The following is a 25,465-nucleotide window of genomic DNA, read 5'->3' as shown; positions in this document are numbered from 1 at the left end:
AAAAGCAAAAAACTAATATTCCAACCGACCTAGCAAGATTTTAAGCAAGCCTTGAGTCGATGCATCAAATGCAGATAAATCCTCTTGTTCACGGTTTAAAATCGGTAAAAGTTGATTGGCAATCTCTTTGCCTTTTTCCACACCCCATTGATCAAAGGGATTGATATTCCATAACACCGACTGCACAAAAACTTTATGCTCATACAGTGCAATCAACATACCTAAACTATACGGATTCAACTCTTTTAGTAAAATGGTTGAACTTGGCTGATTGCCTTCGTATTGCTTATAAGTAGGTAAATCTTTGAGTTCGTCTGCGGCAAGCGCCTGATTACCGAATGCCAATAAACGAGATTGGGCTAAACAGTTTGATAAGGCAAGATGATGCTGCTCAACCAATGCATCTGCACTTTCCACATAGGTAAACTGATTGGCATTGTAGCGTTTAACAGGGGCAATAAAATCACAGCTGACCGAATGTGTGCCTTGATGTAACAACTGATAGAACGCATGCTGCGCATTTGGTCCGACTTCCCCCCATACAATTGGACAGGTTGCCGTCTCTACCTTTTCACCATTACGCTGAGTCGATTTACCGTTGGACTCCATTTCTAATTGTTGTAGATAGGAGGCAAAATACTTAAGCCGCCCATCATAAGGCAAAACAGCATGGGTCTGAATATCAAGAAAATTATTATTCCAAATACCCAACAACCCCATCAATACGGGAATATTCTGAGCAAACGGTGCAGTTTGAAAATGTTGGTCAATCGCATAAGCACCCGCTAGAAGTTGCTTAAATCCTGATACGCCAATCATTAAAGCGATCGGTAAACCGATACATGACCACAGTGAATAACGACCACCCACCCAATCCCACAATAACAACTGCTTATCAGGGGCGATTCCCCATTCCGTCATTTTTTCTGCTTTGGTTGAAACCCCAATAAAATGGTTTTTCAAGATTTTGGCATCTGTACCCAAGGCTTTTTCTAACCATTGGCGTACCGTTTCGGCATTCGAAAGCGTATCAATCGTACCAAAAGATTTTGATGAAATAATAAATAAGGTTGTCTCTGGGCGAAGTTGATGGAGTAATGCAGAAAGCTGACTACCATCCATGGTCGAGACAAAATGAACATCCAAGGATTTAGCCGTGCTGACCTTAAAGTCTGACAGTGCATGCGTCACCATCAATGGACCTAAATCTGATCCACCGACCCCAATATTCACCACATCCTGAATAACCTCACCCGTTGCACCGCGATATTGTCCAGCATGAATCTTTTCCACTAAAGCATACATTTTCTCAAGTTGAGCTTGGACCTGCTGGTTGAGGTTAGGAAAATCTGGACTGTTTTTCGGTAACCGCAAGGCCCAATGCATCGCAGCACGATGCTCAGTAAAATTAATTTGCTCTGATGAAAATAACTTTTTAATCCACTGACTTAAATCTTTACTCTCCGCTAAATCCACTAATCCCGCTAAAATGTGCTGATCAATTCGGTGTTTACTAAAATCTAAAACAATTTGATCGTATTCAACGGAAAACTTGGTGAAACGTGAAGTATCCGCTGCAAACAATTGATTGAGATGCGTTTCTTTAAACTGCTCTTTCAAATCAGATAACTGTTGCAATACGACTTTTTGGTTTTTAACTGGAAATGGATGCATATCATTCATCATAATTAACGCCCCACACCCATATATGCAAAGCCTTGTGCTTTGACATATTGTGGGTCATAAATATTACGCCCATCTAAAATTAAAGGATGTGCCATGCACTGTGCCAATTGCTTAAAGTCAGGACTCCAATATTGTTTCCACGCCGTCAAGACACATAAACCATGCGCAGCTTGAACAGCGTCATATTGATCATCACATAAGATAAGATCATCACGCTGACCATACATCGTACTAATTTCTTCTAAGGCTTGTGGATCATGTAATTGAACAGTAACCCCCTGCGCCCAGAGTGCAGCCAACATTTGATGAATCGGGGACTGTTGAATACTCGAGGTATTCTCTTTAAAAGAAGCGCCCCAAATGGCAACTGTTTTGCCTTGTAAGTCACCCCGATAATAATTCCAGAACTTACGAAAGAGAATTTCTTTCTGCTGTTCATTGATTTCCCAAACTTGAGCAAGCAACTGGCTTTTGACACCCGTATTGGCCACAGTATTTGAAAGCGTCAAAATATCATGTGAAAAGTTTTCACCACCAAAACCAGCACCAGGCGCTAAATAAGCCGTGCCAATCCGATTATCCGCAGCCATTCCCTGACGGACTGAAGCAATATCAATGCCTAACTTTTCTGCCACAACCGCAAGATCATTGATATAACTAATCCGTGTCGCCAACATGCCAGAAATACTCAGCTTAGTAAATTCCGCATCTAAAACCGGCATAAATAAATAATGCTGTGCTAAAGGAAAAAAGGGTCTTAACAGCTCTTTCACTTTGGCTTGCACATCCACCTGAATACATCCAACGATTAGTTGTTTTGCCTCTGTTAAGCTCTGTAAAGCATTTCCTTCCTGAACGGTATCAGGTAAATAGACCCAGTCATCATCTGACAATATCTGTTGGAATCTTTCTGTGCCATGCAAACCAAAGGTTGAAGCATTGATCATTAATTTGGGATGAATAATCGGACGTTGTTTGAGCGCATTTAATAATTGATAAACTTGCGGTTCTTGGGTCTGATTAAAACTAAAAAGATAGGCATCAATATCTAAAGGTATCTGTTCAAACTCACTATACTTTAGAAAACCGCTTTGTCGTTGTTTCTCCAATAAATGACTGACATTTTCATCATGAAATGAATATTGCAGATCATCCGTTGCAACATGGAGATGCGAACACCAATATACGGAGTGCCCTGATTCCGACAATAACGCGGACATCACTCCAGCATATAAAGTATTACCAAAGATTGCGACTTTCATAACCATTAACCCTAAATTAGAGGGCCAATTCTTGAATTAAGCCCTTAAAATCAGCACCCAACTTTGGATGTTCAATACCATAGTGCAATACCGCTTTGAGATATCCGATCTTGCTTCCGCAGTCAAAAGTTTGACCTTTCATACGATAAGCTTCGACTGTCTGTGACTGCTGTAATGCCGCAATCGCATCAGTCAATTGAATTTCATTTCCAGCCCCACGAGGTGTTGTTTCTAACAATGCCATGATTTGCGCTGGCAAAATATAACGCCCCACCACCGACAAATTCGAGGGTGCGCTGCCCACTGCTGGCTTTTCAACAATCCCTTGCATGATGACACTTTCACCTTCATTCGGCGAAACGGCAACATCCACAATACCATATTGATCAACTAAATGATCAGGCACAGCTTCAACCATAATCTGGGACGCTTGAGATTGTTGAAACCGCTGAATCATCAAAGACAGATCATTTTCTGTATACTGATTATTTTTAACTAAAACATCGGGTAATAACACAGCAAAAGCTTCATCACCCACAATATCTTTAGCACATAATACTGCATGACCCAACCCTAAAGGTTGAGGCTGGCGCACACTAATCACACTGACATGCTTAGGCAAAATATCCGTAATTTCTTTGAGTAAATCGAATTTCTTTTTTTGTTCTAGCGTGGTTTCAAGTTCAAAGTTACGATCAAAATAATTTTCAATCGAAGCTTTGGAGGAGTGTGTCACTAAAATAATTTGTTCAATACCTGCCTCGACCGCCTCTCGAACCACATATTCAATCGCTGGACGATCGACCACAGTGACCATTTCTTTTGGAATTGACTTACTCGCTGGTAAAAACCGTGTACCTAAACCCGCTACAGGTAAGATTGCTTTTTTGATCATATTATTTCTCAATTTAGTTAACTCGAACGTCACCACTACGCTTATAACCGTCTACATAATGCTCAAGCTGTGTTAAAGCCCAATCCACATCATGATCGACTGCGGTCATTTGATTAATTTTAGCAAAAATCGCTTGTATTTCTTGTAATGGATAATGCTTTTCAAATGAACGTAAAATCCGAGTATGTTGCGTATATTCAGTATTATCCTGATCAATCAATAGTTCTTCATAGAGCTTTTCACCTGGGCGTAAACCGCTATAAGCAATTTCAATATCACCCTCAGTAGAACCAAGCTCACGAACTTTTAGGCCACTCAATTTGATCATTTGACGTGCCAAATCTTGAATTCGAACAGGTTCACCCATGTCCAACAAGAACACATCCCCACCTGCACCTAATGCTCCAGCTTGAATAACCAGCTGCGAAGCTTCAGGAATGGTCATAAAATAACGCGTTACATCGGGATGAGTCACAGTAATCGGACCACCGACTGCAATTTGCTGTTTAAACAAGGGTACAACTGAACCTGAAGAACCTAAAACATTACCAAAACGAACAATACTAATTTGAGTAGAGGGATTAGTTTCAGCAACCGCTTGGCAATATAACTCTGCCATACGCTTAGATGCCCCCATGACATTGGTCGGTCGAACTGCTTTATCAGTTGAAATCAAAACAAATGTTTCAACGCCTTTTTCTACGGCTGCATTTAAACTATTTGCAGTACCAATCGCATTATTTTTTAAACCTGCAATTGGATTGCATTCAACCAAAGGCACATGTTTATAAGCAGCAGCGTGATAGACCGTTTGCACTTGGTACTGTTCAATAATTCGTTCTAATTTTTGTTGATCTTGTACTGTACCCAAAATCGATACAATCTCACAGTTTGCAGTTAAACGTAATTCTTTATCAATACTGTATAAAGCAAATTCGGTTAACTCATACAAAACCAATAGTTTCGGTTGATTTTTAATAATTTGACGACACAACTCTGAACCAATCGAACCACCTGCACCCGTGACCATCACTACTTTGGCTTGAATATTTTTAACCAAAAGATGTGCAATTGGAGGAATAGGATCACGTCCGAGTAAATCAATAATATCGACTTCTTGAATGTCGGAAACTCTGATTTCCCCATCGACTAACTGAGTCAAACCTGGTAATTCAGTGATCTTTAAACCGGAAGATTCAAATTGTTGAATAATTTCAGTTTTTCGTACTCGTCCAACCGAAGGCAGTGCAAGTAAAATTTCATCAATATGTTCTTTTTCAAAACATTGTAATGCTTTTTCAACAGAGTAGACTTTTAAACCGCCAACGATTTGCCCTTGTAACGAAGCATAATCATCAATAAAAAAGATCGGCAGATGATCATCTGAACGATGTAATGCCGCTGCAATTTGCTGTCCCGCATCACCAGCACCATAGATTGCAATCCGTTTACGCCCCAGCTCTGAATAAAATGAAACTTTGACCACAAAACGAATAAACGCCCGACTCGTCCAAACCCACGTAAACATCATAAAACCGAACATAAACGGAATAGACATCGGAATATATGCTTTGGTGATATATGTCAGTACATATAAAGCCAGCATAGTCAGAAAAACAGCCAGTGCTAATTTGACGATAAAGACTTCATTAAAGGTTCGGACAATAAAACGATATACCCCTGTAAGGGCAAGGCAGCAAATCGCAATCAAGCTAATGAAAACAGCCCCATGATCAAGGCCTGAAACAACATCTGCTTTCAAATCAAATAAACGAATGACATAACACAGCCACAAAATGACAGGAAAAGCTAAAATATCCAAAAAAACAAGGAAAAACTGTTTATATAGCCTTGGCGCTGAGGCAAATTGATGAATAATCTTTTTCACAGTGATCTTCTAATCATCCCACATTCAGTTTGATCTTTATACGCACTTCTGATGTAACTAGAAATAACTTTTACACATCAAATACGCAATACTTAAAATAGCAGGATATACGTCTCATATCCTGCTATTTTCTATTGATTAGTTACTGATTTTAACTAGCTATAGCTGCTTGTACTTTTTGAATAGCATCTATAGTTTTTGTAAGGCTTTCTTCACTCAAATTAGGGTGAACTAAGAACATTAAACTAGTTTCACCCAATTGCTTTGCATTTTTCAAACGTTCAGCAGGTCGCCAAGGGGTACTATCAAAAGCATGTTCCAAATAAACCTCAGAACATGAACCGCTGAAGCACGGCACTTGTAGAGCATTGATTTCTTGCATCACTCGATCACGCGACCACCCTTCAGGCAGCCTATCCAAATTTATCTGTACATAACATTTATAGTGCGCGTGTACATAGTTATCTGCTGGACGATGTACTGTGAAGTACGGAGAGTTTTCAAATGCCTTGAATATTTTCTCTGCATGTTGGGTTCTATTTTTAGTCCATTCAGGCATTCGTGTTAATTGAATTCGACCAATCACGGCTTGCATTTCCATCATACGCCAGTTGGTTCCAAATGAATCATGTAACCAACGGAAACCTGGCGGGTGCTGTTTATTATAAATACTGTCAAAGCTTTTGCCATGATCCTTATAAGACCACATTTTCTTCCAAAGACTCTCATCATTGGTGGTGACCATACCACCTTCGCCCCCGGTAGTCATAATTTTATCTTGGCAAAATGACCAAGCTGAAATATGACCAATTGATCCAGCGGGTTTACCATTATATTGTGCGCCATGTGCTTGAGCACAATCTTCAATGACGTATAAACCTTTTTCTTCAGCAAGCTGCATAATCGGATCCATATCACACATCCAACCTGCCAAGTGCACACAAATAATCGCTTTGGTCTTCGGTGTCAAAACCGCTTCGATGGTCCGTCTAGAAATATTTTGAGAGTCTAATTCAACATCAGCAAAAATCGGGTTTGCACCGGCTGTCACGATTGAACTCGCTGAGGCAAGGAAAGTTCGTGAAGTTACGATCACATCATCACCAGCGCCGATGCCTAAAGCTTTGAGCGCAACATCTAATGCCACCGTTCCATTTGCCAAGGCAACAGCAAATCGTGTTCCTGAAAATGCTGCAAACTCTTTCTCAAACTCACGGCATTCTTGCCCTGTCCAATAGTTTACTTTGTTTGAAAGTAATACTCTCGATACGGCATCGGCTTCTTGTTGAGTAAAACTCGGCCATGGCTCAAATGCTGTGTTTAACATATTTATATTCCCAATTCGTTCACTACAAAGTTTATTTTTTCTCTAAAATCCGTGCAGGATTTCCTACGACAGTCACGCCTGGCGGAACACTCTTAGTCACCACAGCACCCATGCCAACAATCGCACCTTTTCCAATGACTAAAGGCTTGTCAGGTGTTCCCTGTTTAATCACCGCACCAGTACCAATATAAGCATGATCTTCAATATGAATATTGCCATTACACTTTACACCTGGCGCAAAAGTGACATAGTCACCAATGATGCAGTCATGTTCTACATAGCTATATAAATTTGCATGAAAGCATTTACCGATTTTTATATTTGATGTAATTGAAACAAAAGGGCTTAATGCTGCTCCTTCACCGATTTCAATATTATCCATCATCACACTATTATCCGCTTTTACTGTCCATAATTGGATACCATCAATGGATAGCTGATTTGCAATTTTTTCACGAATTTGACTATTCGCAATCGCAATCAGTACATGTTTATCAGTAGCATCCAAATTTTTAAAAGTTTGATAATTTATGGCTATATGGCCATTAACCGTCTGAGAATCTTCTAGGCTATCATCGATAAAATAAAGATCAGCCTGAACTCCCAAACGCTGTAATTGCTGACGAGCGACAGGCATTAAGCTTCGTCCACACCCCGAAGCTCCATAAACAGCATAAATATTAGCGTTCATTCTGCTTGTCCGGTGTTGAACCTGTAAATTTGGTCATCGTTGCTTCGCCTGCCTCATTGATATCATCTTTGGCAATGACTTTTTTAACCGTCTGCAACATAATTTTAAAATCTAACCAAAGCGATCGATTTTCAACATACCAAGTATCCAGTTTGAATTTTTCTTCCCAACTAATCGCATTACGCCCATTGACCTGGGCATGCCCTGTCATGCCTGGACGCACATCATGACGTTTCGCCTGCTCTTTATTATAAAGTGGTAAATATTCCATCAATAAAGGACGAGGACCAACTATACTCATATCACCTTTAATCACATTCCACAGCTCAGGCATTTCATCCAAACTGCTAGAACGTAACATTTTACCAAATGGAGTCAAACGCTCATTATCAGGTAATGGATTGCCGTGTGCATCAACTGCATCCTTCATCGTGCGAAACTTGATCATTTCGAACGGCTTCCCATGTAAACCTGGGCGTACTTGGCGAAATAACACAGGCGAACCTAAATTCTTTTTTACTTTATAAGCGACATAAAAATATAAAGGTGAGAGTAGAATCAGCGCAGATGAAGCAATGATGATATCTAGTAAACGTTTCATCAATTTACAACCTTTTCTTTACAGTTTTCTCTTAATACAATTTCTAATTGTTTTGCCAAGCGGTCGCGAGAGAAATCATTTAAGGCAAGCACTTTTGCATTCCTACAAAAAGTATCATATTTACGTTTATCATTTAATAAAGACTCTAGTTCATCCACAATCTGTGCGGTAGTCATTTTCCAAGCAACTATCCCACACTGCTTATGTTCGATAATATCTTTTTGCCATCCACCATAATTTATTAAAATGGGTTTAGATGCCGCTAAAGCATCAAAAAATTTGTTCGCTGAGTTTGCTTGGATAGCAGGAATGTCTATAGCGAAGCTCGATGCTATCGCAGCATATTTAAGAAAAAATGGTATTTCATTTTTAGGTACTTGTTTACGAATAAACAGTGTCTCATTCAATACTCCTGAATTTTGAGCATCTCTGTAAATTTTGTCATATTCTAATCCATCACCAATCAGTAAAATACAAATATCAGATTTTCGACTTTTCAACTCTTTCGCTAATTGAACAGCAACTCCGACATCATTTACCATTCCAAAGGTACCTGTATAGATTAATACCTTGCCTTTTGGCAACCATGTATTCTCTTTTTTAAATTGCTCAAAAGCAGCCTCTTCTACATCAAATAAAGCATTATCGGAGCTATTCGGGATAACCGTTATTTTATCTAATGGAAACCCCGTTTTTACTACACCTTCTTTCATTCCTGAAGATAGAGTTACCACATGGCTAGAATTTTTGTATGCCCATTTTTCTAACTTTTTAGCCAAGAAAATTTGATATGGCTTATTTAGAATACCCATAGCAATAGGGACTTCAGGCCATAAATCCCTCACTTCAAAGACCATTGGAATTTTCTGTTTTCGTGCACCCAATACAGCAGGAATAGCAATAGTTAATGGTGTACTAGTAGCAAAAATTACATCAGCTTCAATTGATGATACTTTTTTCATTGCTGCATAGGCAAAGCGGAAAAAAGCTTGAATACGCTGCTTAAAAGACATTTTATTATTATATGGATTTGGAAACCAATGAACTTTAATCCCTTCAACATCCTCATTAAACCATTCTTTTTCCTCAGTTTCTCTCACCCATGAAGTTACCATATGAACTTCGTGTCCAGCAATAACTAACCGCTTTGCCATCTCATATGATCTCGTACCACCAGACATATTAGGTGTGTTAAAGTATTGATGGAGATAAACAACTTTCATTTTATTTCTTCCTAATTAAGTTTCATTTAGTAATTTTAAATAAAAATCAAAAAGTTTCTCTTCCTCTTTATCCCAGTTAAATATTTCTAATACCGCCTTACGACCATTATTACCTAAATTTTTACAAAGCTGTAAATCACTGGATAAAAGACTTATTGCTGATCTAATAGCATTTACATCGCAAGGATCAACACATATGCCACATTCATATTTTTCAATAATTTCTCTCCAATATGGGAAATCAGAAGCGATAACGGGTAATCCATATGCCATATATTCAAACATTTTGACAGGTAAGGAGTCTAAATAACTTGGCATAGGCAATAAAGTCACAAGCCCAGCAAATGAATTTGAAAAAATTTCTTGTACTAATTTTCGATCAGCAAAACCGTAATATTTGACATTCTCCCAGCCTGACTGCTTGCGACAACTATCATGGAATTTATCATTACTAAATCTTCCAGCTAATAGTAGACTTATATAACCATCAGTAGGTAGTGCTTCTATATTATTCCCTACACCACGAGCAATATCTATTGCACCAACATAGCAAACGGAATTCAAAGGATTTGAATTAAACAAATTAGGATCATAAAAAAATTCATCTACAACTGGAAAATTATTAATATCTACAACATTTTTATTAATTTTTTTAAATTTATCACGAATATAGGGTGTAGCTGCAACAATCCCATCAAACTTACAACATTGTTTTCTTTCATAAAACTCTATTAAAGTCGACAATATTTTTTTTACTAAAGGGTTTAAATAATGCTTAGTCAAAATTTGTTTGGGCAGATCTTCATGTGCATCAAAAATAACTTTTTTTCCTGCTTTTTTTAATTTTAGCCCAACAGGTATTAACTCTGGATCATGAACATGATAAATCTTAGCATCAAGATCAATAGCTTTAAGATACATTGCTTTAGAGGCATTCTTGACTCTATTTAAGCGACCATTAAATTTCCCTATATCAAAAATATTAATACCATTCTTACATTCTCCCCCAAGCCCATCAGCAACAATTAATGCAAGCTTGTACTTTCGGGCTAATGAGGAACACTCTTTAATTAAAATTCGTGTATCACTCCTTGGATGAACTGTTGTCAGGTGTACGACTTCATATGACATATAAAACTCCTAGTTCCACTAAGTAAAATAATTTATAGATTATTATAAATGTCTAAAAGTATTTTAGCTTGCTCATCCCAATGATAAATTGAACTTAATTTCTCAGCATTCTTACTCATTTCATCAATAAGATTAGAATTTTGGCTTAGCACATCCAAAGCATTTAGAATCATATGACTATCATTAATATCCACAGTTAAGCCATTCTTATTTTTAGTAACAAATCGCTCTAATTCAGGTAAAGCTGAAACTAATACAGGCAAACCAGCCATAGTATATTCAAATAATTTATTTGGTAAACAGTAGCGATAGCTTAAACAACAATCTTCTATTAAACATATTCCCACATCGGCAGAACTAGTATATTGATATATTATTTCAGGTCTCACCGCATCATGATAATAAATTTTATTCGATCTTAATGCCGCATCTTTAATCTCAGATACTAGAGCACCATAACCCATAAAAACGATGCAAACTGAATCATTACTTAAAGACTCAAACACTCTAATTAGACATTCAATACCACGCCCTTTATTAAGAGCCCCTTGATAAAGAAAAATTTTCATATTTTTAGAAATGTTGAAAGTAGACCTATAAATATCATCTTTTTCTACTTTTGTATAATAAGGACAATTTAATATAACATATGGCTTATCAATATTATAAACCTTAACATATTCATCCGCTATAGAATCACTGACAACTATCACTTTATTCGCAAAGTTAATAGCCATTTTCTCTATTATATATAATACTTTTTGCTTCCATATCGACTGATTTGGAACATGATCAATTTGCCACTCATGTGAGTCATATACAATCCTAATACTTGGTTTACATATTTTTAAAAAAACACCAACCATAAGACCTTGTAAATCATTAACATGTGCAATTTCTATACCCATCCTCTTAGATAGAAAAACAACCTTAAAAATAAATTCTAAAAACTTAATCAATATAGCAATTGGATTAGAGCCTACCTTTTTAGAGAGAAGCTTCAAGCGTTTTACAGAGATGCCTTGTACAACCTCCTCCTCTTTCACTTGTTCATCATGATATGCAACTATAGTAACATTATAACCTGACTCTTTTAATGACATAGAGGTCTTTAATACCCTACTATCATTTGTAAAGTTATTTAACACGACATTAAGGACCTTCATAATGTATCCTACTTAACATAGTTTAACTTAAAGTTTTTTGTTGAAATAAAAACAAAGATTAGAGTAATAACAATCAAATCAATATTTAAAATGAAATTTGAGAAACTTGTAGCAGATAAATATCGAAAATATAAAATAACCCAAACATAATACCCAACACACATAGGAAGATTCCTGAATCTCTTAATTAATCCATCCAGAGAATTCAATATAAAACCAATAAAAAAAGAAAAAGGTGCAATAAGTACTGGTCCAAAATTAGCATATATCTCAGCCCAAAAGACGGTCGGCATAGACCCAACTATTCCCAACTGTTCTAGGTGAGGATTTACCCAATTCATAACTAAAACGGTAAGTCTGACAGGTTCGTATGGAAATATGCCTACAGGATTAGGAAAGCTTTTTCCATACAGATACTCATGATGTTCTGGGAATAAATCCAAATAGAAATAAGCAGGAGTAATACTACCTGTGAAGGTTCTAGATAATACAGAATTAAATGCATCTGATATAGATGCACTTTTCATAAAAAACATATACATACCGATTAATATAAAAAAAACTGGTATTAAAATTTTAAGTATAGATTTAACAGGAATTACACCATTCTTACTAAGAATAAGGTGAACTAAAAACATCCCTACAATCAACCATATTATAGGAGCTTTTTCAGTTGCCATTAATGCAGTAAAGCAATTAATAGCAAACAAAATAACAACAACATAAAAATCTTTCTTTTTATTAAAAACTAGCCACTGAGCATAGAATGAAAACATTAAAAATTGCAAAACATCTTTCATAAAAAGACGATATAAAAAATAAGAACCTTGGAAGTTATTACCCATTTCACTTCTCAACCCTTGTATATCACTTTTCCCCTCAAAAGAAAATATACTAAGTATTGCTAGATCAGGTACTTGTCTAATATATAAAAAAAGAGTTGCCACACCTATCAATATAAATATATATATTTTATATCTTTGAATCTTACTATTCTCTTGGATATTCGATGGATTAAATGATACCTCTAATATTGAAAAAGTTTTTTTTGAGAAGTAAGCACCCAATATTATAAAAAACAATGAAAGTGAAGAAAAACACCACACCAAAAATATAGTTTCTTTATCAACCACGCCTGTGGCAACCCTAAGGGGGTCTATATGAAAGAATAAAAATACTATACCAGCATATGCAAAAACAAAAATACTAACTATAAGAAGATTTAGAATACCAACCTTAAGAAAACTTTCTTGCAATAAAGTTTTATACAATAAGACCATCAAAAAAGGAAATAAAATAAATAAAATTAAGAATAAGATTTCAAACATTTAATCTCCATTTTCTAAAATGTGCAATTAGAAAAACAACTAAAAAAAGATAAAATACATCATATAATATTTTTCCGCTTTATTGAGGCAACAACGACCCCCATGTAAATCAGATAAAATAAAAAACCAGAGAATATATAGTAATCTACTATTAGATCACTTCCAAATATGGCCAAACACAATAAAACAACCACACGAAATATAAAACCCAACATTTGCAAAATCAGAGCAGTTTTCTGAGAACCTATTATATGCAATGCCATAGAAACCGGAGAAGATAAAATCTGCATAAAATACCATGGTATCATTACTAGGATATACCCCCCCAACCCAACCCATTTTTCACCAAAAACAAAGTCAAATATATAGGGACTTAATAAAGCTAATAAAATAAAAGGAATAACAATAATTTTAAATATTTTCTTTAAAATAGAAATTGTATAACCATATAATTGTTTTTTATTAAAATACCCTGGTGCTTGGGATAAATACACCTGTGCCATTGCCCTTCCAATCAGGCCCATAGGAATTCCTAAGACCTTCATTGCTAACATTAAATAACCAACTTCTGGACCCATCAAATAACTTGCAATAATAAGAAGGGGTAACTGTACTGCGCTTATATTAGCTAAAGCTTCGAACGTTGAATATTTTGGATAATCTTTATATTTATAAATAGTTTCTTTTAAAGAACTAGTTTTATGTATATGTTTCAAATCATAATATGTACTATTCCCGAGTCTTAGAAGCCCCCCACTAAAACTCATCAGTTGTCCTACAATAAGTCCCGCAAAACTACCCGTCGCAAAGCCTATAGCAAGATTACTTCCATTGCCCCAGACAGCCTGTGTCATGCGAGTTAGAGCAATTTCCTTAAATCTTTTTCTACGAGTAGACCAATATTGAAGTGCTGAATATAATCCAGATAAAAAAACACCTAATGGAACTAGCCAAATCCATATAGCTAATTTCTGGATAATTTCGAAACCCTGCAAAAATGGGTAGGTTAAATATAGTACAATATATAGAATTAGAATTAGAAAAATATTACTAAGTAAAGAAAGAAAAAATAGTGCCTTTGCTTCTTCATCTTTTTCTGGGATTGGAATCGCAATCTCAAACCGCAAACAAGAAATTACTGCTAAAATAGAAACTATTGCAACATATATTCCTAGTACTGAGTAATCTTCGGGGCTATACAATCGAGTTAGAATAGGCAAACAAACTAAGCCAACAACTTGAGCAAAAGCCGTCCCCCCCACTAGAACTGATACAGCTTTTAAAAAGCCTCCTTGAGCATTTAACTTTGCAGTAACTTTTTCAAAAAGGCTTTTCACTACTAAATCAACCTAATGCCTGAGCTATTTTCTCTTGAGCTTCAATAGTTAAATAAGGATGCATTGGCAAACTCATCACTTTTTCCGCAACCGTATCACCTACTACTAATACAACATCTTTATCTGCCACAGCAGGCTGCTTATTCAAGGGAATTGGATAGTGCACAGCCGTTGGAATACCGTCAGCTCTCAGCTTCTCTTGAATTTCTACACGATTATCAACCTGAATCGTATACTGTGCCCAAGCGCTGGTATTATGTGACTCAACATATGGTGTGGTATGAATACCAACTTGGTTAAATAACTGATTATAAACTTCAGCTACTTTTTGGCGCGCCTGCATCTCATCATCCAAAATTTCTAGTTTTGGCAATAAAATGGCAGCCTGAATCGTATCTAAACGGCTATTTACACCAACACGAATATGATGATAGCGACGATCCTGCCCATGACGTGCAATCTGACGAATCACTTTCGCCAACTCATCATCATTGGTGAAAATAGCACCGCCATCGCCATAGCAACCCAATGGCTTACTTGGGAAAAAGCTGGTACAGGCGACCGTACTTAAATTACAGCTTTTACGACCCTTATAGGTCGCACCAAAACTTTGCGCCGCATCTTCAATGACAGGAATATTATATTTTGCAGCAATCGCGTTAATCGCATCCAAATCCGCACATTGACCATACAAACTTACAGGAATAATGGCTTTGGTACGTGGTGTAATCGCAGCTTCTAGCCTTTCTATATCAAGGTTATATGTTTTAGGGTTAACATCAACATATACAGGTGTTGCCCCCAAAAGTGCAACTGTTTCTGCGGTCGCTATATAGGTAAATCCTGGGGTAATGACTTCATCGCCCACACCGATACCAAAAGCCATTTGGGCAATCTGTAAAGCATCGGTACCATTGGCACATGTGATGCAATATTTTGCACCTACGTACGCAGCCAGCTTTTCTTCTAGTTCGGTAACTTCTGGCCCCAAGATGTATTGCCCATGCTGAAGAACCTTTTGAATACCCGCATCAATTTTATCTTTAATTCGATGTTGCTGTGCTTTTAAATCAATAAAGTCAATCATATTAAACCTGCTTGGTCAGTGTCGTTCCATCAAGTTGATAAACTGCGCCTGTATGTTGGCATATGGCCTGTGCTTGTCCCTGTAATGGCAAATCAAGCTGCTCACCAAAATCACTCATCCAGCCAATTTGTTTCGCAGGAACACCGACCATCAAAGCATACGCAGGAATATCTTTGTTGACTACGGCTCCCGCCCCAACAAATGAATACTCACCAATGGTCACACCACACACGATGGTACAGTTTGCCCCGAGTGTTGCACCCTTTTTTACCAATGTATTTCGATACTGATCCTTGCGCTCAATCAGCGAACGAGGATTATAGACATTGGTAAACACCATGCTTGGACCACAAAAGACACCTTCTTCCAAAGTCACATTATCGTAAACGGAAACATTGTTTTGCACTTTACAATGGTCGCCAATCACGACTTTATTTCCAACAAAAACGTTTTGTCCTAGAGAAACACCCTTACCAATTTTGGCACCGCCGCACACGTGAACAAAGTGCCAAACTCGAGAGTCTTCACCAATTTGCGCACCATCATCTACGATTGCACTGTCATGCTTGTAGAAACTCATCTTTGCTTCACCTTCGCCATAAGTGGATGAGGGTTCGCAGGATTTTCAACAATTGGAGATACGCGAATTACTTCAACAGTCTCAATCGCTGCACGGTTTTCTTCTACACCGTAGCCTTTACCTTCTAAAATACGTTGGTAACTTTGTGTATGTAAATCGGTGAAACCGCCCGAAAATTCTAATTCTTCATTCTCAATCGTAATACTGCGGTAGGTCAGTTTCTCACCTTGCACTGCATTCTCTGGCAAGTTATTCGCATCAATAGATAAGAACCAACGCACACGAGCACGCTCATATTCTAAGTAACCTGACGCTGTTTTCTCATCACGGAAATGCACTTCATTTTTTACAATTTTGCCAAAAATAAAATGCAACATATCGTAGAAATGCACACCAATGTTCGTTGCCACACCACCTGATTTATTGTCTACCCCTTTCCATGATTTTAAATACCATTTACCGCGGGAAGTTAAATAAGTAAGGTCGACATCAAAAATCTTACCTGCTGGCGCAGATTGGACTTTATCCCGTAAAGCAATAATTGAAGGGTGTAAACGTAACTGTAGAATTGAATTTACTTTTGCACCATATTGTTTTTCATAGGTAGATAAAAGATCAAGATCTTCTGATGTTAATACTAATGGTTTTTCACAAATTACATCAATGCCATTTTTTAAAGCATATTTCATGTGTGGGGCATGTAAATAGTTTGGCGAGCAAATCGCAACATAGTCGAGTTTGTCACCTTTTAATTTTTGATCTTCCACATAGGCTTCAAATTCTTCAAACTCAGTAAAGAATTCTGCTTCTGGGAAGTGGCTATCCATAATTCCAACTGAGTCATTCACATCCATGGCCACAGCCAATGTGTTTCCAGTTTCTTTAATCGCTTTCAAATGACGTGGTGCAATATATCCAGCAGCACCAATAAGGGCAAATTTCTTCATATTTAAAACCATTTAATTCAATCGTTTAAGCTAGAGACGGAATACAGTAAAACCTTGATCGGCCATCTCTTTGCGGTCAAACAAACACTTCACATCCGCCAACACTGGTTTTGCGCTGTTGACATACGACTTAAGTTCAGCGGTTGAAAGGGAGCGAAACTCATTATGTCCTACAGCGACCACAAGACTATCGACAGGATGTTCTGCATCAACAAGACCTAATTCAATCCCGTATTCATGCTTCACTTCATTTGCATCTGCCCACGGGTCTGCCACCACAACTTGTGCACCCCATGCCTCAAACTCTTTGATTAAATCAGAGACTTTACTGTTACGAATATCTGGACAGTTTTCTTTAAAAGTAACGCCCAAAACTCCAACTCTAGCACGCGGTACGTCTATGCCATTTTGTAACATAAGTTTAATAGTATTACGTGCAACATAGCGCGCCATATTGTCATTGATACGACGTCCCGCCAAAATTACTTGTGGGTGGTAACCAACTTCTTCGGCTTTATGGGTTAAATAATACGGATCTACACCGATACAATGCCCACCGACCAAACCTGGGCGGAAAGGTAAAAAGTTCCATTTACTACCAGCCGCTTCAAGTACATCTAGAGTATCAATGCCAATCCGATCAAAAATCACAGAGAGCTCGTTCACCAAGGCAATATTCAAGTCACGCTGGGTGTTTTCAATCACTTTGGCAGCTTCAGCGACTTTAATACTCGAAGCTTTGTGCGTTCCTGCAGTAATAATACTGGCATACACTTGATCAACAAAATCTGCTACTTCAGGAGTACTACCACTGGTGATTTTTGTAATTTTAGTTAGGGTGTTAACTTTATCACCAGGATTAATACGTTCTGGACTATAACCTGCAAAAAAATCCTGATTAAATTTCAGACCAGATACTTGCTCTAACACAGGGATACATACCTCTTCAGTCGCACCAGGATAAACCGTAGACTCATAAACTACGATATCGCCTTTTGCAAGTACTTTACCCAAACTCTCACTGGCTTTTCTTAAAGGGCTAAGATCTGGACGATTCACATGATCAACAGGTGTAGGCACGGTGACAATAAAGAAATTACAGTCTTTTAAATCTTCTAAATTTGCTGTATATGTCAAATGTTCTGCTTGTTTTAACTCTTCAGGTGAAACTTCTAGAGTGTGATCTTGACCACTCTTAAGCTCATCTACACGTTTTTGATGAATATCAAAACCAACAACTGGGAATTTCTTCCCAAATTCCACGGCCAGCGGCAACCCGACATAGCCTAAACCAATAATTGCTATTTTTAATTCGGCAAGTGTTAACATAAATTAAAGCCTTATCCCTTACAGTTTTTGCTGTGTATAAACAGTCATGAATATTTGCGCGTACTATATCAGAATATTTATAACAGCCACATTGCAATTGTATGAATGTGTTAACAAGCTGTGTGCTGGTTCACATTTTAGGCGAAAGCCCACTTATAAGGATTTCTTTTTAGAAATACTAAACATACAAAGCCAAGACATTTATCTATGCTTTTTTACTCCTTTTCAGCTAGAATTGGACAAATTCTGGGCCTCAAAACGAATTGTTTTTTGGCAACTGATATTAATTAGATATAAATAATCCAAGGGTCATGTGTGAAGTACTATCAGCTTTTTTCTATTCTTAGCATAAGTATCGCTGCTACAAGTTGTGCTGTTACCTCCGGTTTGCAAACGTATGACATTCCAACTGAAGGGGTATACACCACTGACCTTGGAACAACTGTGAATGTCATTAAAATTGATCAGGAAAACTTAGTTGCGGTACAGCCAGCGCAAATCGATTATCAACATGACTACAAAGCTTTATTTCAAAAACAACAAACAGGCTATCGATTAAGTGCAGGTGATGTACTCTCTATTCAACTCTGGGCATACCCAGAAATTACCCCGCCGACCACCACGGTCAACAACGAACAAGCTGTTCAGGCTTTGGGCTATCCGATTGATGCGAGCGGTTATATTCAACTCCCGTTAGTTGGCCGCTATAAAGCCGCTGGAAAAAGCTTGGCCCAACTCAATACCGAGCTACGCGGCCAGTTTGCACGTTATGTAAAAACACCTGATGTTATTGTTCGTGTCTTGTCATATCAAGGACAGCGCTATTCGGTACAAGGTAGCGTACTGAGAGGTGGACAATTCTATTTAAATGACCAACCAACCAGTATTTATACAGCACTGGGGATGGCTGGTGGTATCAATGATCAAGGTGCAAATACCTATATCCAATTGATTCGCAATGGTCAAACCTATGATCTCAACACCATAGAGCTTGAAAAAGCAGGCTATTCATTACATAAACTTTTGGTTCAGCCCAATGACACCATTTATGTCAGCACCAGAGAAAATCAAAAAGTTTATGTTATGGGTGAATCAGGTAAAAACCAAGCCTTGCCGATGCGCGATCAAGGCATGACACTGAGCGATGCCTTAGGTGAAAGTTTAGGAATTAACCCAAATTCTGCCAGCGCTAGCCGTATCTATGTACTCAGAAGCAATCCAAATGATCGTAGTACTGCACTCTATCATATGAACTTAATGAGCTTGGGTGATTTTGGCTTGGCTAACCAGTTTAGGTTGCGTAGCAATGATATTGTGTATGTCGATGCAACAGGTTTGACACGTTGGCAACGTATCGTCAATCAAGTCATTCCATTCTCTAATGCGTTATATAATATTGATCGTTTGGGCAATTAATGCAGATTAAGAATATTTTAGTGATTTGTGTGGGAAATATCTGTCGCAGTCCAATGGCAGAATATTTGCTCAAACAAGCTCACCCCCAACTCAATATTGAGTCTGCTGGTATCTCTGGATTAACTGGCCATCCGGCAGATGAAAAGGCTCAACACTGTATGCACGCACTCAATATTGATATGAGTGCGCATATCGCCAAAAAACTCACGGCTGAACATCTCAAAAAAGCGGATTTAGTATTAGTCATGAGTCAGAATCAGCAAAAACATATTGAGCAAACTTGGCCATTTGCTAAAGGTAAAGTCTTCCGCCTCGGACATTGGCAAAATAAAAATGTGTCAGATCCCTATCAACACGATCAAGCTTTTTTTGATAGTACATGCCAGCTGATTCAGCAGTGTGTGACTGATTGGAAAAATTACATTTAACTTTTAGATTTAAGATTATGAGCCAAAATATCAATACTGAAGATACAATTGACCTAAAAGAACTTTTCTTCTCCTTGCTTGCGCAATGGAAGCTTATCGCGTTATGCGTCATTCTGAGTCTTGTATGTGCATTATTGTATCTGCGCACGACACCAAATACATATGCTGTTGATGCCCTAGTACAGGTTGAAAGTAGTAAAGGTGCTTCTGCCGCACTATTAGGTGATCTTTCACAAATGGTGGATCAAAAATCCCCGGCTCAATCTGAGATCGAAATATTAAAATCACGCTTAGTGTTAGGTTCAGTAATTGAGGCAATGCATCTTGATTTAAGTATTTCCAGTGCTGACGATACATTTGCTCAGCGTTTATTAGGTAAACCCAGTTATGCCACGGAGTACACACCTAAAGCTGTGATTTTTCGTGACGCTGAAAAATCTCTTCAATTTCGTCAGTTTGAGGTACCACAAAACTTCCTCGATAAAACTCTCCGTCTAAACTTAAACGAAGGGAAATTCCAATTAATAGATAGCAAAACTGATGATATCTTACTTGCTGCACCGTTAAATCAGATCAATCAACTGTCAAACAGATATGGCATTTGGAAAGTTAGTATTTTTTCAAAAGATCAATTCACTAACGATTATTTAATCCGTAAGCGATCTTTACCAACTGCTGTTAGCGCCATCAGTGCAAATTATTCTGTTGCTGAAAAGGGCAAGTTGACTGGTATATTGGGTCTTAGTTATCAAGGCCAAGACAAAGAGCACATTACCAAAGTACTCAATGCAATCCTATCTGCTTATAGCGCACAAAATGTGGCACGCAAATCTGCAGAAACCGCCCAAACCTTGAAATTTCTCGATGAACAACTCCCTGAGTTAAAACAACAACTTGATGTTGCTGAAAGAGAATTCAATAAATTCCGCCAAGAATATAATACTGTTGATGTCACGAAAGAGTCTGAATTATACCTGACGCAAAGTATTACCTTAGAAACCAAAAAAATTGAATTACAACAGCAACAGGCGGATATCGCTGCCAAATATACTGCTGAACATCCTGCGATGCGTGAGATTAATGCTCAAATTGCAGCATTAAATAAAATGATTGGTGAACTGAATAGCACCTTAAAACAATTGCCAGATTTACAAAGAAGATATTTGCAGCTGTATCGTGAAGTGGAAGTTAAAACGCAGCTCTATACGGCACTTTTAAACTCTTACCAACAGTTAAGAATCGCAAAAGCAGGTGAGATCGGTAATGTCCGTATTGTCGACACTGCAGTTGAACCCGTCGAGCCGATTAAACCAAAGAAACTTCAAATCCTTATTCTTGCTGTTTTCCTAGGTGGCTTCCTTGGTACTTTAATTGCCCTACTACGCAATATGTTACGTACGGGAATTAAGGATTCAAGCCAAATTGAGCGCGAGCTTGATCTACCTGTCTATGCAACGGTTCCCCGCTCTCCTGTTCAAGAAACTCGTATGAGTATTCTGAAGAAAAAGAAGAGTATTCCTATTCTTGCGGTTAAAAACAGTGATGATATTGCGATTGAAAGCTTACGTAGTATTCGTACCGCGATCCATTTTGCACTAAGTAATGCAAAAAATAATATTATTATGGTCGCAGGTCCATCACCTGAGGTTGGTAAGTCTTTTATTTCCACCAACCTTGCAACCATCTTTGCCCAAAGCAATAAAAAGGTTTTATTGATTGATGCGGATCTACGTCGTGGTTATTTGCATAAGTACTTTAATTTAGACGTAAAACCAGGCTTATCTGAGTTGCTGAGTAGTCAAGCTGAGCTAGGTCAAGTGATTCATGAAACTGAAGTCGCGGGCTTAAGTATGATTACTCGAGGGAAAAACCCAACCAATCCTTCTGAGATTTTAGGTTCTGAGCAATTTAAAGCTTTACTTGAAAAACTCAGTTCCGAATATGACCATATCATTATTGATACGCCGCCTATTTTGGCAGTGACTGATGGGATTATCATTTCGCAATATGTCGGCGTCAATTTGTTGGTTGCTCGTTATGCTAAATCACAAATGAAAGAGCTTGAACTCAGCTTAAATCGCTTTGAGCAGGCTGGCGTTAAAGTGAATGGCTTTATTCTGAATGATATCCAACGTGCAAGTGCTGGCTATGGCTATGGCTATAACTATGCTTATGCCTATAAAGCACACAAAGATGATTAATTAATCCGAAAAGATGAGCAAAAGCCAGATCGCATGATCTGGCTTTTTTATACTTATTTTGAAAATATAACAAAACTGAATAAACATAAACCCTATAAAAAATACACGCATTTTTCAGATCAGTTATTCAATGCTGAAGCGTAGACATGCTAAGATCAGTGCCATATTTTTTACTAAAATCTCACCTTTGGACATCTCATGAGTAAAGCTTTACCTGTTATTGTCGCAGCCGTTTTAGGCGGAGCAGCCCTTATACCGATTTATTATGCAACTCAACACCCTACCACTGAACTTGGCGCAAAAGCAGACAAAAATGCAGGGCCAGGCGCAAAAATCAGTTATGCTTTAGGTTATGAAGTTGCGAAACAAACTCCACCAGAATTAGAAACAGCTGCTTTCATCACTGGTTTCCGCGATGGCCATGCAGAAAAACCTGCCGCCTATACCGAGGAAGAACTACAAGCTGCTTATGTAGAATTCCAAAAAGAATTACAGCAAAAACAAATCGAAGCAACCCAGAAAGCAGAAGCAACAGGTAACTCCTTCTTAGCTGAAAATGCGAAAAAAGAAGGTGTGAAAACTACAGCCTCAGGATTGCAATATAAAATTATTACAGCAGGAACAGGTAAACAACCAACGGCTGCGTCTGTCGTCAAAGTTCATTATAAAGGTCAATTGACCGATGGCACTGTGTTTGATAGTTCATATGACCGTGGTGAACCAATCGAATTCCCGCTCAATCAAGTCATACCTGGCTGGACTGAAGGCTTACAATTAATGAAAGAAGGCGGTAAGGCAACACTTTATATTCCTGCCAACTTAGGCTACGGTGAACAAGGTGTGCCTGGTTCTATTCCACCGAATAGTACTTTAGTTTTTGATGTCGAACTCATTGCAGTAAAATAACGGATATAAGGAGAGCATATGCTCTCCTTTATTTTCGGAAAAGCATTTTGGAAGAAATAATGAAAAAATTAAGTCTTATTTTAATAACATCCGTGATGGGTATTGCTCACGCAGCACCAATTACTTTAAAAAGCCCACAACAAGAACAGTTGGGTTATAGTTACGGTTATTTGATGGGTAAAGGCAATGCCAATACCCTGAAAGATTTGGATATTAATGCATTCGTGCAAGGCTTGAAAGAAGCGACACAGGGAAAAGCAGCATCTTTGACTGATGAAGACATGGCAAATGTGCTTAATCAATATAAAAAACGTATAGAAGCAAAGCAACTGGTTGAATTTCAAGAGATCGCTCAAAAGAATGATCAAACAGGAAAAGCCTTTCTCGCTGAAAATGCGAAAAAGGCCAATATTGTAACCACCAGATCAGGTTTACAGTACCAAGTCATTCAAGCGGGCAAAGGTAAATCACCGAGAGCGAGCTCTACGGTTAAAGTCAATTATGAAGGGCGTTTACTTGATGGGACCGTGTTTGATAGTTCGATCGCACGCAACCACCCTGTCGAGTTTCAACTGAATCAAGTGATCGCAGGTTGGACTGAAGGCGTTCAAACCATGAAGGTAGGCGGTAAAAGCCGTTTCTTTATCCCAGCCAATCTCGCCTATGGTGAAGTTGGTGCTGGTGATGGAATTGGCCCAAATAGCACCCTGATTTTTGATATTGAATTACTGGAAATTTCATCTAAAAAGTAACCATATCGCCTTAAAAAGTATCTTTCAGATTAGATATTTATATCTCCAAAATGAAAGATACTTTTTATATTAAAATCAAAACCTAATAAGTTTCATTTATAATTTTGAGGCCATATAAGAATTATATATTCGCACACAATTATGAAATTTTCTAGAATCAAGAATGCTCTGTTTTTGTTTTGTTTCTTCTATAATCTTTTGACATAAACCTTTATCATCTTTTACTCGAAGCATTCGATAATATTTGTAGTAAAGATTGCTAACTTCTTTATTTTCTAAGAATCCCCACCACCCTATACTAAATGAGCCTGTGAGTTCATAGGGACCATAACCATTGCCCTTACCCAAACTAGGGTATTCCCATCTATAGATCCCATTTCGACCATCCATATAATTTGTTAGATATATTTTATTATCCCTAATATGGACAACTTTATTCAAAAATTGTTTGGTAAGCCCCTTTCTATAACTTTTATATAAATTAAAGTTATAACTTCCAATCGGATAGGAGTATTGCAATGATGAAAGAATTTTAGGCATTCTAAAGAAATGGGAGGAGTCTGATACCATACCCGTTAATGGTCTCTTTTCTTTAACAAATTTATTTACATACCCAGCAAAAGCATGATCTTTATAATCATCGTAATTACCTTTATCAAATAACCATCGCCCATCCTCAAAATGGCTCCTCTGTTTAAATACTTCTAGTGCATATTGGTTTATTTCCTTTAGCACAGGATCTTTAGGATAGATTTTGGTTAAATTAGCAGCGATTCCAAAACTAAAGAACTCTTCATCAATAATAATTCTTTTATACCCAACATCTTTGTTCGCCTGCAGCTTCCATGAAATTCTTTCTTTCATATTATTAAAAGGTTCTCGCCCCCATTGCCATGCAGGAATATCATTCCAAATCCCCCTAACTTGTATAAGTAAATAGTCAGCTAATTCTTTATTTTCATTTAAACCCACATACTCACTTAAAAAATATAAATATTGTAACCCGCTTAGTCGCTCCTCTTTCTTTCTTATATTTATCTCATTTTTTCCCACCTTCAAAAATCGACTCACATTTGATTCAAAATCTTTTTTCAAGGGCTGGTTATTATGTTTGTAAGCGTAGTGCAAAGGTACCATTAATGCATGTGACGCATTATATCTTTCATTTGTATTCCAAGTATCAAGAGAGAGATATGCTTCTGCTCCTAATATCAATGGATCTTGAGCATAAACTTGTCTACTTAGTATCAATATTATATATAAAAAAACTATTCGTATAATCAC

22 protein-coding genes are annotated in these 25,465 nt (G+C 37.6%); 5 read left to right on the top strand and 17 right to left on the bottom strand.

What is annotated here, in order from left to right:
* Positions 1 to 12: 12 nt before the first annotated feature.
* From pgi to tviB, 16 genes are all read right to left on the bottom strand, one after another.
* Positions 13 to 1,686 (bottom strand): glucose-6-phosphate isomerase, encoded by a 1,674-nt coding sequence (gene pgi, locus EXE30_RS11305; RefSeq protein WP_407641641.1) that lies wholly within the window; start codon positions 1,684 to 1,686, stop codon positions 13 to 15.
* 2 nt (positions 1,687 to 1,688) lie between these two features.
* The gene (locus tag EXE30_RS11300) at positions 1,689 to 2,948 is read right to left on the bottom strand and encodes a nucleotide sugar dehydrogenase (protein WP_130162476.1); all 1,260 of its coding nucleotides are present in this window, start codon (positions 2,946 to 2,948) and stop codon (positions 1,689 to 1,691) included.
* A 16-nt stretch (positions 2,949 to 2,964) separates the two neighbouring features.
* Positions 2,965 to 3,843 carry a UTP--glucose-1-phosphate uridylyltransferase GalU gene (gene galU / locus EXE30_RS11295; protein ID WP_130162475.1) on the bottom strand — a complete coding sequence of 293 codons (879 nt, stop codon included), beginning with the start codon at positions 3,841 to 3,843 and terminating at the stop codon, positions 2,965 to 2,967.
* A gap of 13 nt (positions 3,844 to 3,856) precedes the next feature.
* Positions 3,857 to 5,731: a polysaccharide biosynthesis protein gene (locus EXE30_RS11290; RefSeq protein ID WP_130162474.1), complete on the bottom strand. Its 1,875-nt coding sequence runs from the start codon at positions 5,729 to 5,731 to the stop codon at positions 3,857 to 3,859.
* A gap of 151 nt (positions 5,732 to 5,882) precedes the next feature.
* Positions 5,883 to 7,058 (bottom strand): DegT/DnrJ/EryC1/StrS family aminotransferase, encoded by a 1,176-nt coding sequence (locus tag EXE30_RS11285; protein ID WP_130162473.1) that lies wholly within the window; start codon positions 7,056 to 7,058, stop codon positions 5,883 to 5,885.
* A gap of 31 nt (positions 7,059 to 7,089) precedes the next feature.
* A complete protein-coding gene (locus tag EXE30_RS11280) occupies positions 7,090 to 7,749 on the bottom strand; it encodes an acetyltransferase (RefSeq protein ID WP_130162472.1) in 660 nt (219 codons plus the stop codon).
* Positions 7,739 to 8,353: a sugar transferase gene (locus tag EXE30_RS11275; protein ID WP_130162471.1), complete on the bottom strand. Its 615-nt coding sequence runs from the start codon at positions 8,351 to 8,353 to the stop codon at positions 7,739 to 7,741. Before EXE30_RS11275 ends, EXE30_RS11280 begins: the two co-directional genes overlap by 11 nt.
* Positions 8,350 to 9,573 (bottom strand): glycosyltransferase family 4 protein, encoded by a 1,224-nt coding sequence (locus EXE30_RS11270; RefSeq protein ID WP_130162470.1) that lies wholly within the window; start codon positions 9,571 to 9,573, stop codon positions 8,350 to 8,352. Before EXE30_RS11270 ends, EXE30_RS11275 begins: the two co-directional genes overlap by 4 nt.
* A gap of 15 nt (positions 9,574 to 9,588) precedes the next feature.
* Positions 9,589 to 10,704: a glycosyltransferase gene (locus EXE30_RS11265; RefSeq protein WP_130162469.1), complete on the bottom strand. Its 1,116-nt coding sequence runs from the start codon at positions 10,702 to 10,704 to the stop codon at positions 9,589 to 9,591.
* Positions 10,705 to 10,736: 32 nt separating this feature from the next.
* The gene (locus EXE30_RS11260) at positions 10,737 to 11,807 is read right to left on the bottom strand and encodes a glycosyltransferase (protein WP_165382407.1); all 1,071 of its coding nucleotides are present in this window, start codon (positions 11,805 to 11,807) and stop codon (positions 10,737 to 10,739) included.
* Positions 11,808 to 11,878: 71 nt separating this feature from the next.
* The gene (locus EXE30_RS11255) at positions 11,879 to 13,198 is read right to left on the bottom strand and encodes an O-antigen polymerase (protein WP_130162467.1); all 1,320 of its coding nucleotides are present in this window, start codon (positions 13,196 to 13,198) and stop codon (positions 11,879 to 11,881) included.
* A 59-nt stretch (positions 13,199 to 13,257) separates the two neighbouring features.
* Entirely contained in the window at positions 13,258 to 14,535 is a 1,278-nt protein-coding gene (locus EXE30_RS11250) for a lipopolysaccharide biosynthesis protein (protein WP_130162466.1), read from the bottom strand.
* A gap of 7 nt (positions 14,536 to 14,542) precedes the next feature.
* Positions 14,543 to 15,622: a DegT/DnrJ/EryC1/StrS family aminotransferase gene (locus EXE30_RS11245; protein WP_130162465.1), complete on the bottom strand. Its 1,080-nt coding sequence runs from the start codon at positions 15,620 to 15,622 to the stop codon at positions 14,543 to 14,545.
* A 1-nt stretch (position 15,623) separates the two neighbouring features.
* A complete protein-coding gene (gene wbpD, locus EXE30_RS11240) occupies positions 15,624 to 16,202 on the bottom strand; it encodes a UDP-2-acetamido-3-amino-2,3-dideoxy-D-glucuronate N-acetyltransferase (protein WP_130162464.1) in 579 nt (192 codons plus the stop codon).
* Positions 16,199 to 17,149 carry a Gfo/Idh/MocA family protein gene (locus EXE30_RS11235; protein ID WP_130162463.1) on the bottom strand — a complete coding sequence of 317 codons (951 nt, stop codon included), beginning with the start codon at positions 17,147 to 17,149 and terminating at the stop codon, positions 16,199 to 16,201. Before EXE30_RS11235 ends, wbpD begins: the two co-directional genes overlap by 4 nt.
* 30 nt (positions 17,150 to 17,179) lie before the next feature.
* Positions 17,180 to 18,478: a Vi polysaccharide biosynthesis UDP-N-acetylglucosamine C-6 dehydrogenase TviB gene (tviB, locus tag EXE30_RS11230; RefSeq protein WP_130162462.1), complete on the bottom strand. Its 1,299-nt coding sequence runs from the start codon at positions 18,476 to 18,478 to the stop codon at positions 17,180 to 17,182.
* A gap of 315 nt (positions 18,479 to 18,793) precedes the next feature.
* Between tviB and EXE30_RS11225 the strand changes: the two genes are divergently transcribed.
* The 5 genes from EXE30_RS11225 to EXE30_RS11205 all read left to right on the top strand — a co-directional run bounded on the left by EXE30_RS11225 (position 18,794) and on the right by EXE30_RS11205 (position 24,181).
* Positions 18,794 to 19,894 (top strand): polysaccharide biosynthesis/export family protein, encoded by a 1,101-nt coding sequence (locus EXE30_RS11225; RefSeq protein WP_130162461.1) that lies wholly within the window; start codon positions 18,794 to 18,796, stop codon positions 19,892 to 19,894.
* Positions 19,894 to 20,322 (top strand): low molecular weight protein-tyrosine-phosphatase, encoded by a 429-nt coding sequence (locus tag EXE30_RS11220; protein ID WP_130162460.1) that lies wholly within the window; start codon positions 19,894 to 19,896, stop codon positions 20,320 to 20,322. The genes EXE30_RS11225 and EXE30_RS11220 overlap by 1 nt, the downstream gene beginning before the upstream one ends.
* 17 nt (positions 20,323 to 20,339) lie before the next feature.
* A complete protein-coding gene (locus EXE30_RS11215; protein WP_130162459.1) occupies positions 20,340 to 22,523 on the top strand; it encodes a polysaccharide biosynthesis tyrosine autokinase in 2,184 nt (727 codons plus the stop codon).
* Between the two features lie 198 nt (positions 22,524 to 22,721).
* Complete coding sequence (locus EXE30_RS11210; RefSeq protein ID WP_004667945.1) at positions 22,722 to 23,429, top strand: FKBP-type peptidyl-prolyl cis-trans isomerase; 708 nt, start codon at positions 22,722 to 22,724, stop codon at positions 23,427 to 23,429.
* A 59-nt stretch (positions 23,430 to 23,488) separates the two neighbouring features.
* Positions 23,489 to 24,181, top strand: a complete 693-nt coding sequence (locus EXE30_RS11205; protein WP_130162458.1) for an FKBP-type peptidyl-prolyl cis-trans isomerase — start codon at positions 23,489 to 23,491, stop codon at positions 24,179 to 24,181.
* A 96-nt stretch (positions 24,182 to 24,277) separates the two neighbouring features.
* Here the strand turns inward: EXE30_RS11205 and EXE30_RS11200 are convergent, their stop codons facing one another.
* A complete protein-coding gene (locus tag EXE30_RS11200; protein ID WP_130162457.1) occupies positions 24,278 to 25,465 on the bottom strand; it encodes a hypothetical protein in 1,188 nt (395 codons plus the stop codon).

The sequence above is a fragment of the Acinetobacter halotolerans genome, assembly GCF_004208515.1.
GTDB classification, from domain to species: Bacteria; Pseudomonadota; Gammaproteobacteria; order Pseudomonadales; family Moraxellaceae; genus Acinetobacter; species Acinetobacter halotolerans.
This window is presented reverse-complemented; position numbering and strand designations above follow the sequence as displayed.

Bases quoted from the DNA above. Each gene is read 5' to 3' on its own strand.
- pgi (WP_407641641.1), bottom strand. From the start codon at position 1,686: ATGATGAATGATATGCATCCATTTCCAGTTAAAAACCAAAAAGTCGTA.
- EXE30_RS11300 (WP_130162476.1), bottom strand. From the start codon at position 2,948: ATGAAAGTCGCAATCTTTGGTAATACTTTATATGCTGGAGTGATGTCC.
- galU (WP_130162475.1), bottom strand. From the start codon at position 3,843: ATGATCAAAAAAGCAATCTTACCTGTAGCGGGTTTAGGTACACGGTTT.
- EXE30_RS11285 (WP_130162473.1), bottom strand. From the start codon at position 7,058: ATGTTAAACACAGCATTTGAGCCATGGCCGAGTTTTACTCAACAAGAA.
- EXE30_RS11280 (WP_130162472.1), bottom strand. From the start codon at position 7,749: ATGAACGCTAATATTTATGCTGTTTATGGAGCTTCGGGGTGTGGACGA.
- EXE30_RS11270 (WP_130162470.1), bottom strand. From the start codon at position 9,573: ATGAAAGTTGTTTATCTCCATCAATACTTTAACACACCTAATATGTCT.
- EXE30_RS11265 (WP_130162469.1), bottom strand. From the start codon at position 10,704: ATGTCATATGAAGTCGTACACCTGACAACAGTTCATCCAAGGAGTGAT.
- EXE30_RS11260 (WP_165382407.1), bottom strand. From the start codon at position 11,807: ATGTCATTAAAAGAGTCAGGTTATAATGTTACTATAGTTGCATATCAT.
- EXE30_RS11255 (WP_130162467.1), bottom strand. From the start codon at position 13,198: ATGTTTGAAATCTTATTCTTAATTTTATTTATTTTATTTCCTTTTTTG.
- EXE30_RS11245 (WP_130162465.1), bottom strand. From the start codon at position 15,622: ATGATTGACTTTATTGATTTAAAAGCACAGCAACATCGAATTAAAGAT.
- wbpD (WP_130162464.1), bottom strand. From the start codon at position 16,202: ATGAGTTTCTACAAGCATGACAGTGCAATCGTAGATGATGGTGCGCAA.
- EXE30_RS11235 (WP_130162463.1), bottom strand. From the start codon at position 17,149: ATGAAGAAATTTGCCCTTATTGGTGCTGCTGGATATATTGCACCACGT.
- tviB (WP_130162462.1), bottom strand. From the start codon at position 18,478: ATGTTAACACTTGCCGAATTAAAAATAGCAATTATTGGTTTAGGCTAT.
- EXE30_RS11220 (WP_130162460.1), top strand. From the start codon at position 19,894: ATGCAGATTAAGAATATTTTAGTGATTTGTGTGGGAAATATCTGTCGC.
- EXE30_RS11215 (WP_130162459.1), top strand. From the start codon at position 20,340: ATGAGCCAAAATATCAATACTGAAGATACAATTGACCTAAAAGAACTT.
- EXE30_RS11210 (WP_004667945.1), top strand. From the start codon at position 22,722: ATGAGTAAAGCTTTACCTGTTATTGTCGCAGCCGTTTTAGGCGGAGCA.
- EXE30_RS11205 (WP_130162458.1), top strand. From the start codon at position 23,489: ATGAAAAAATTAAGTCTTATTTTAATAACATCCGTGATGGGTATTGCT.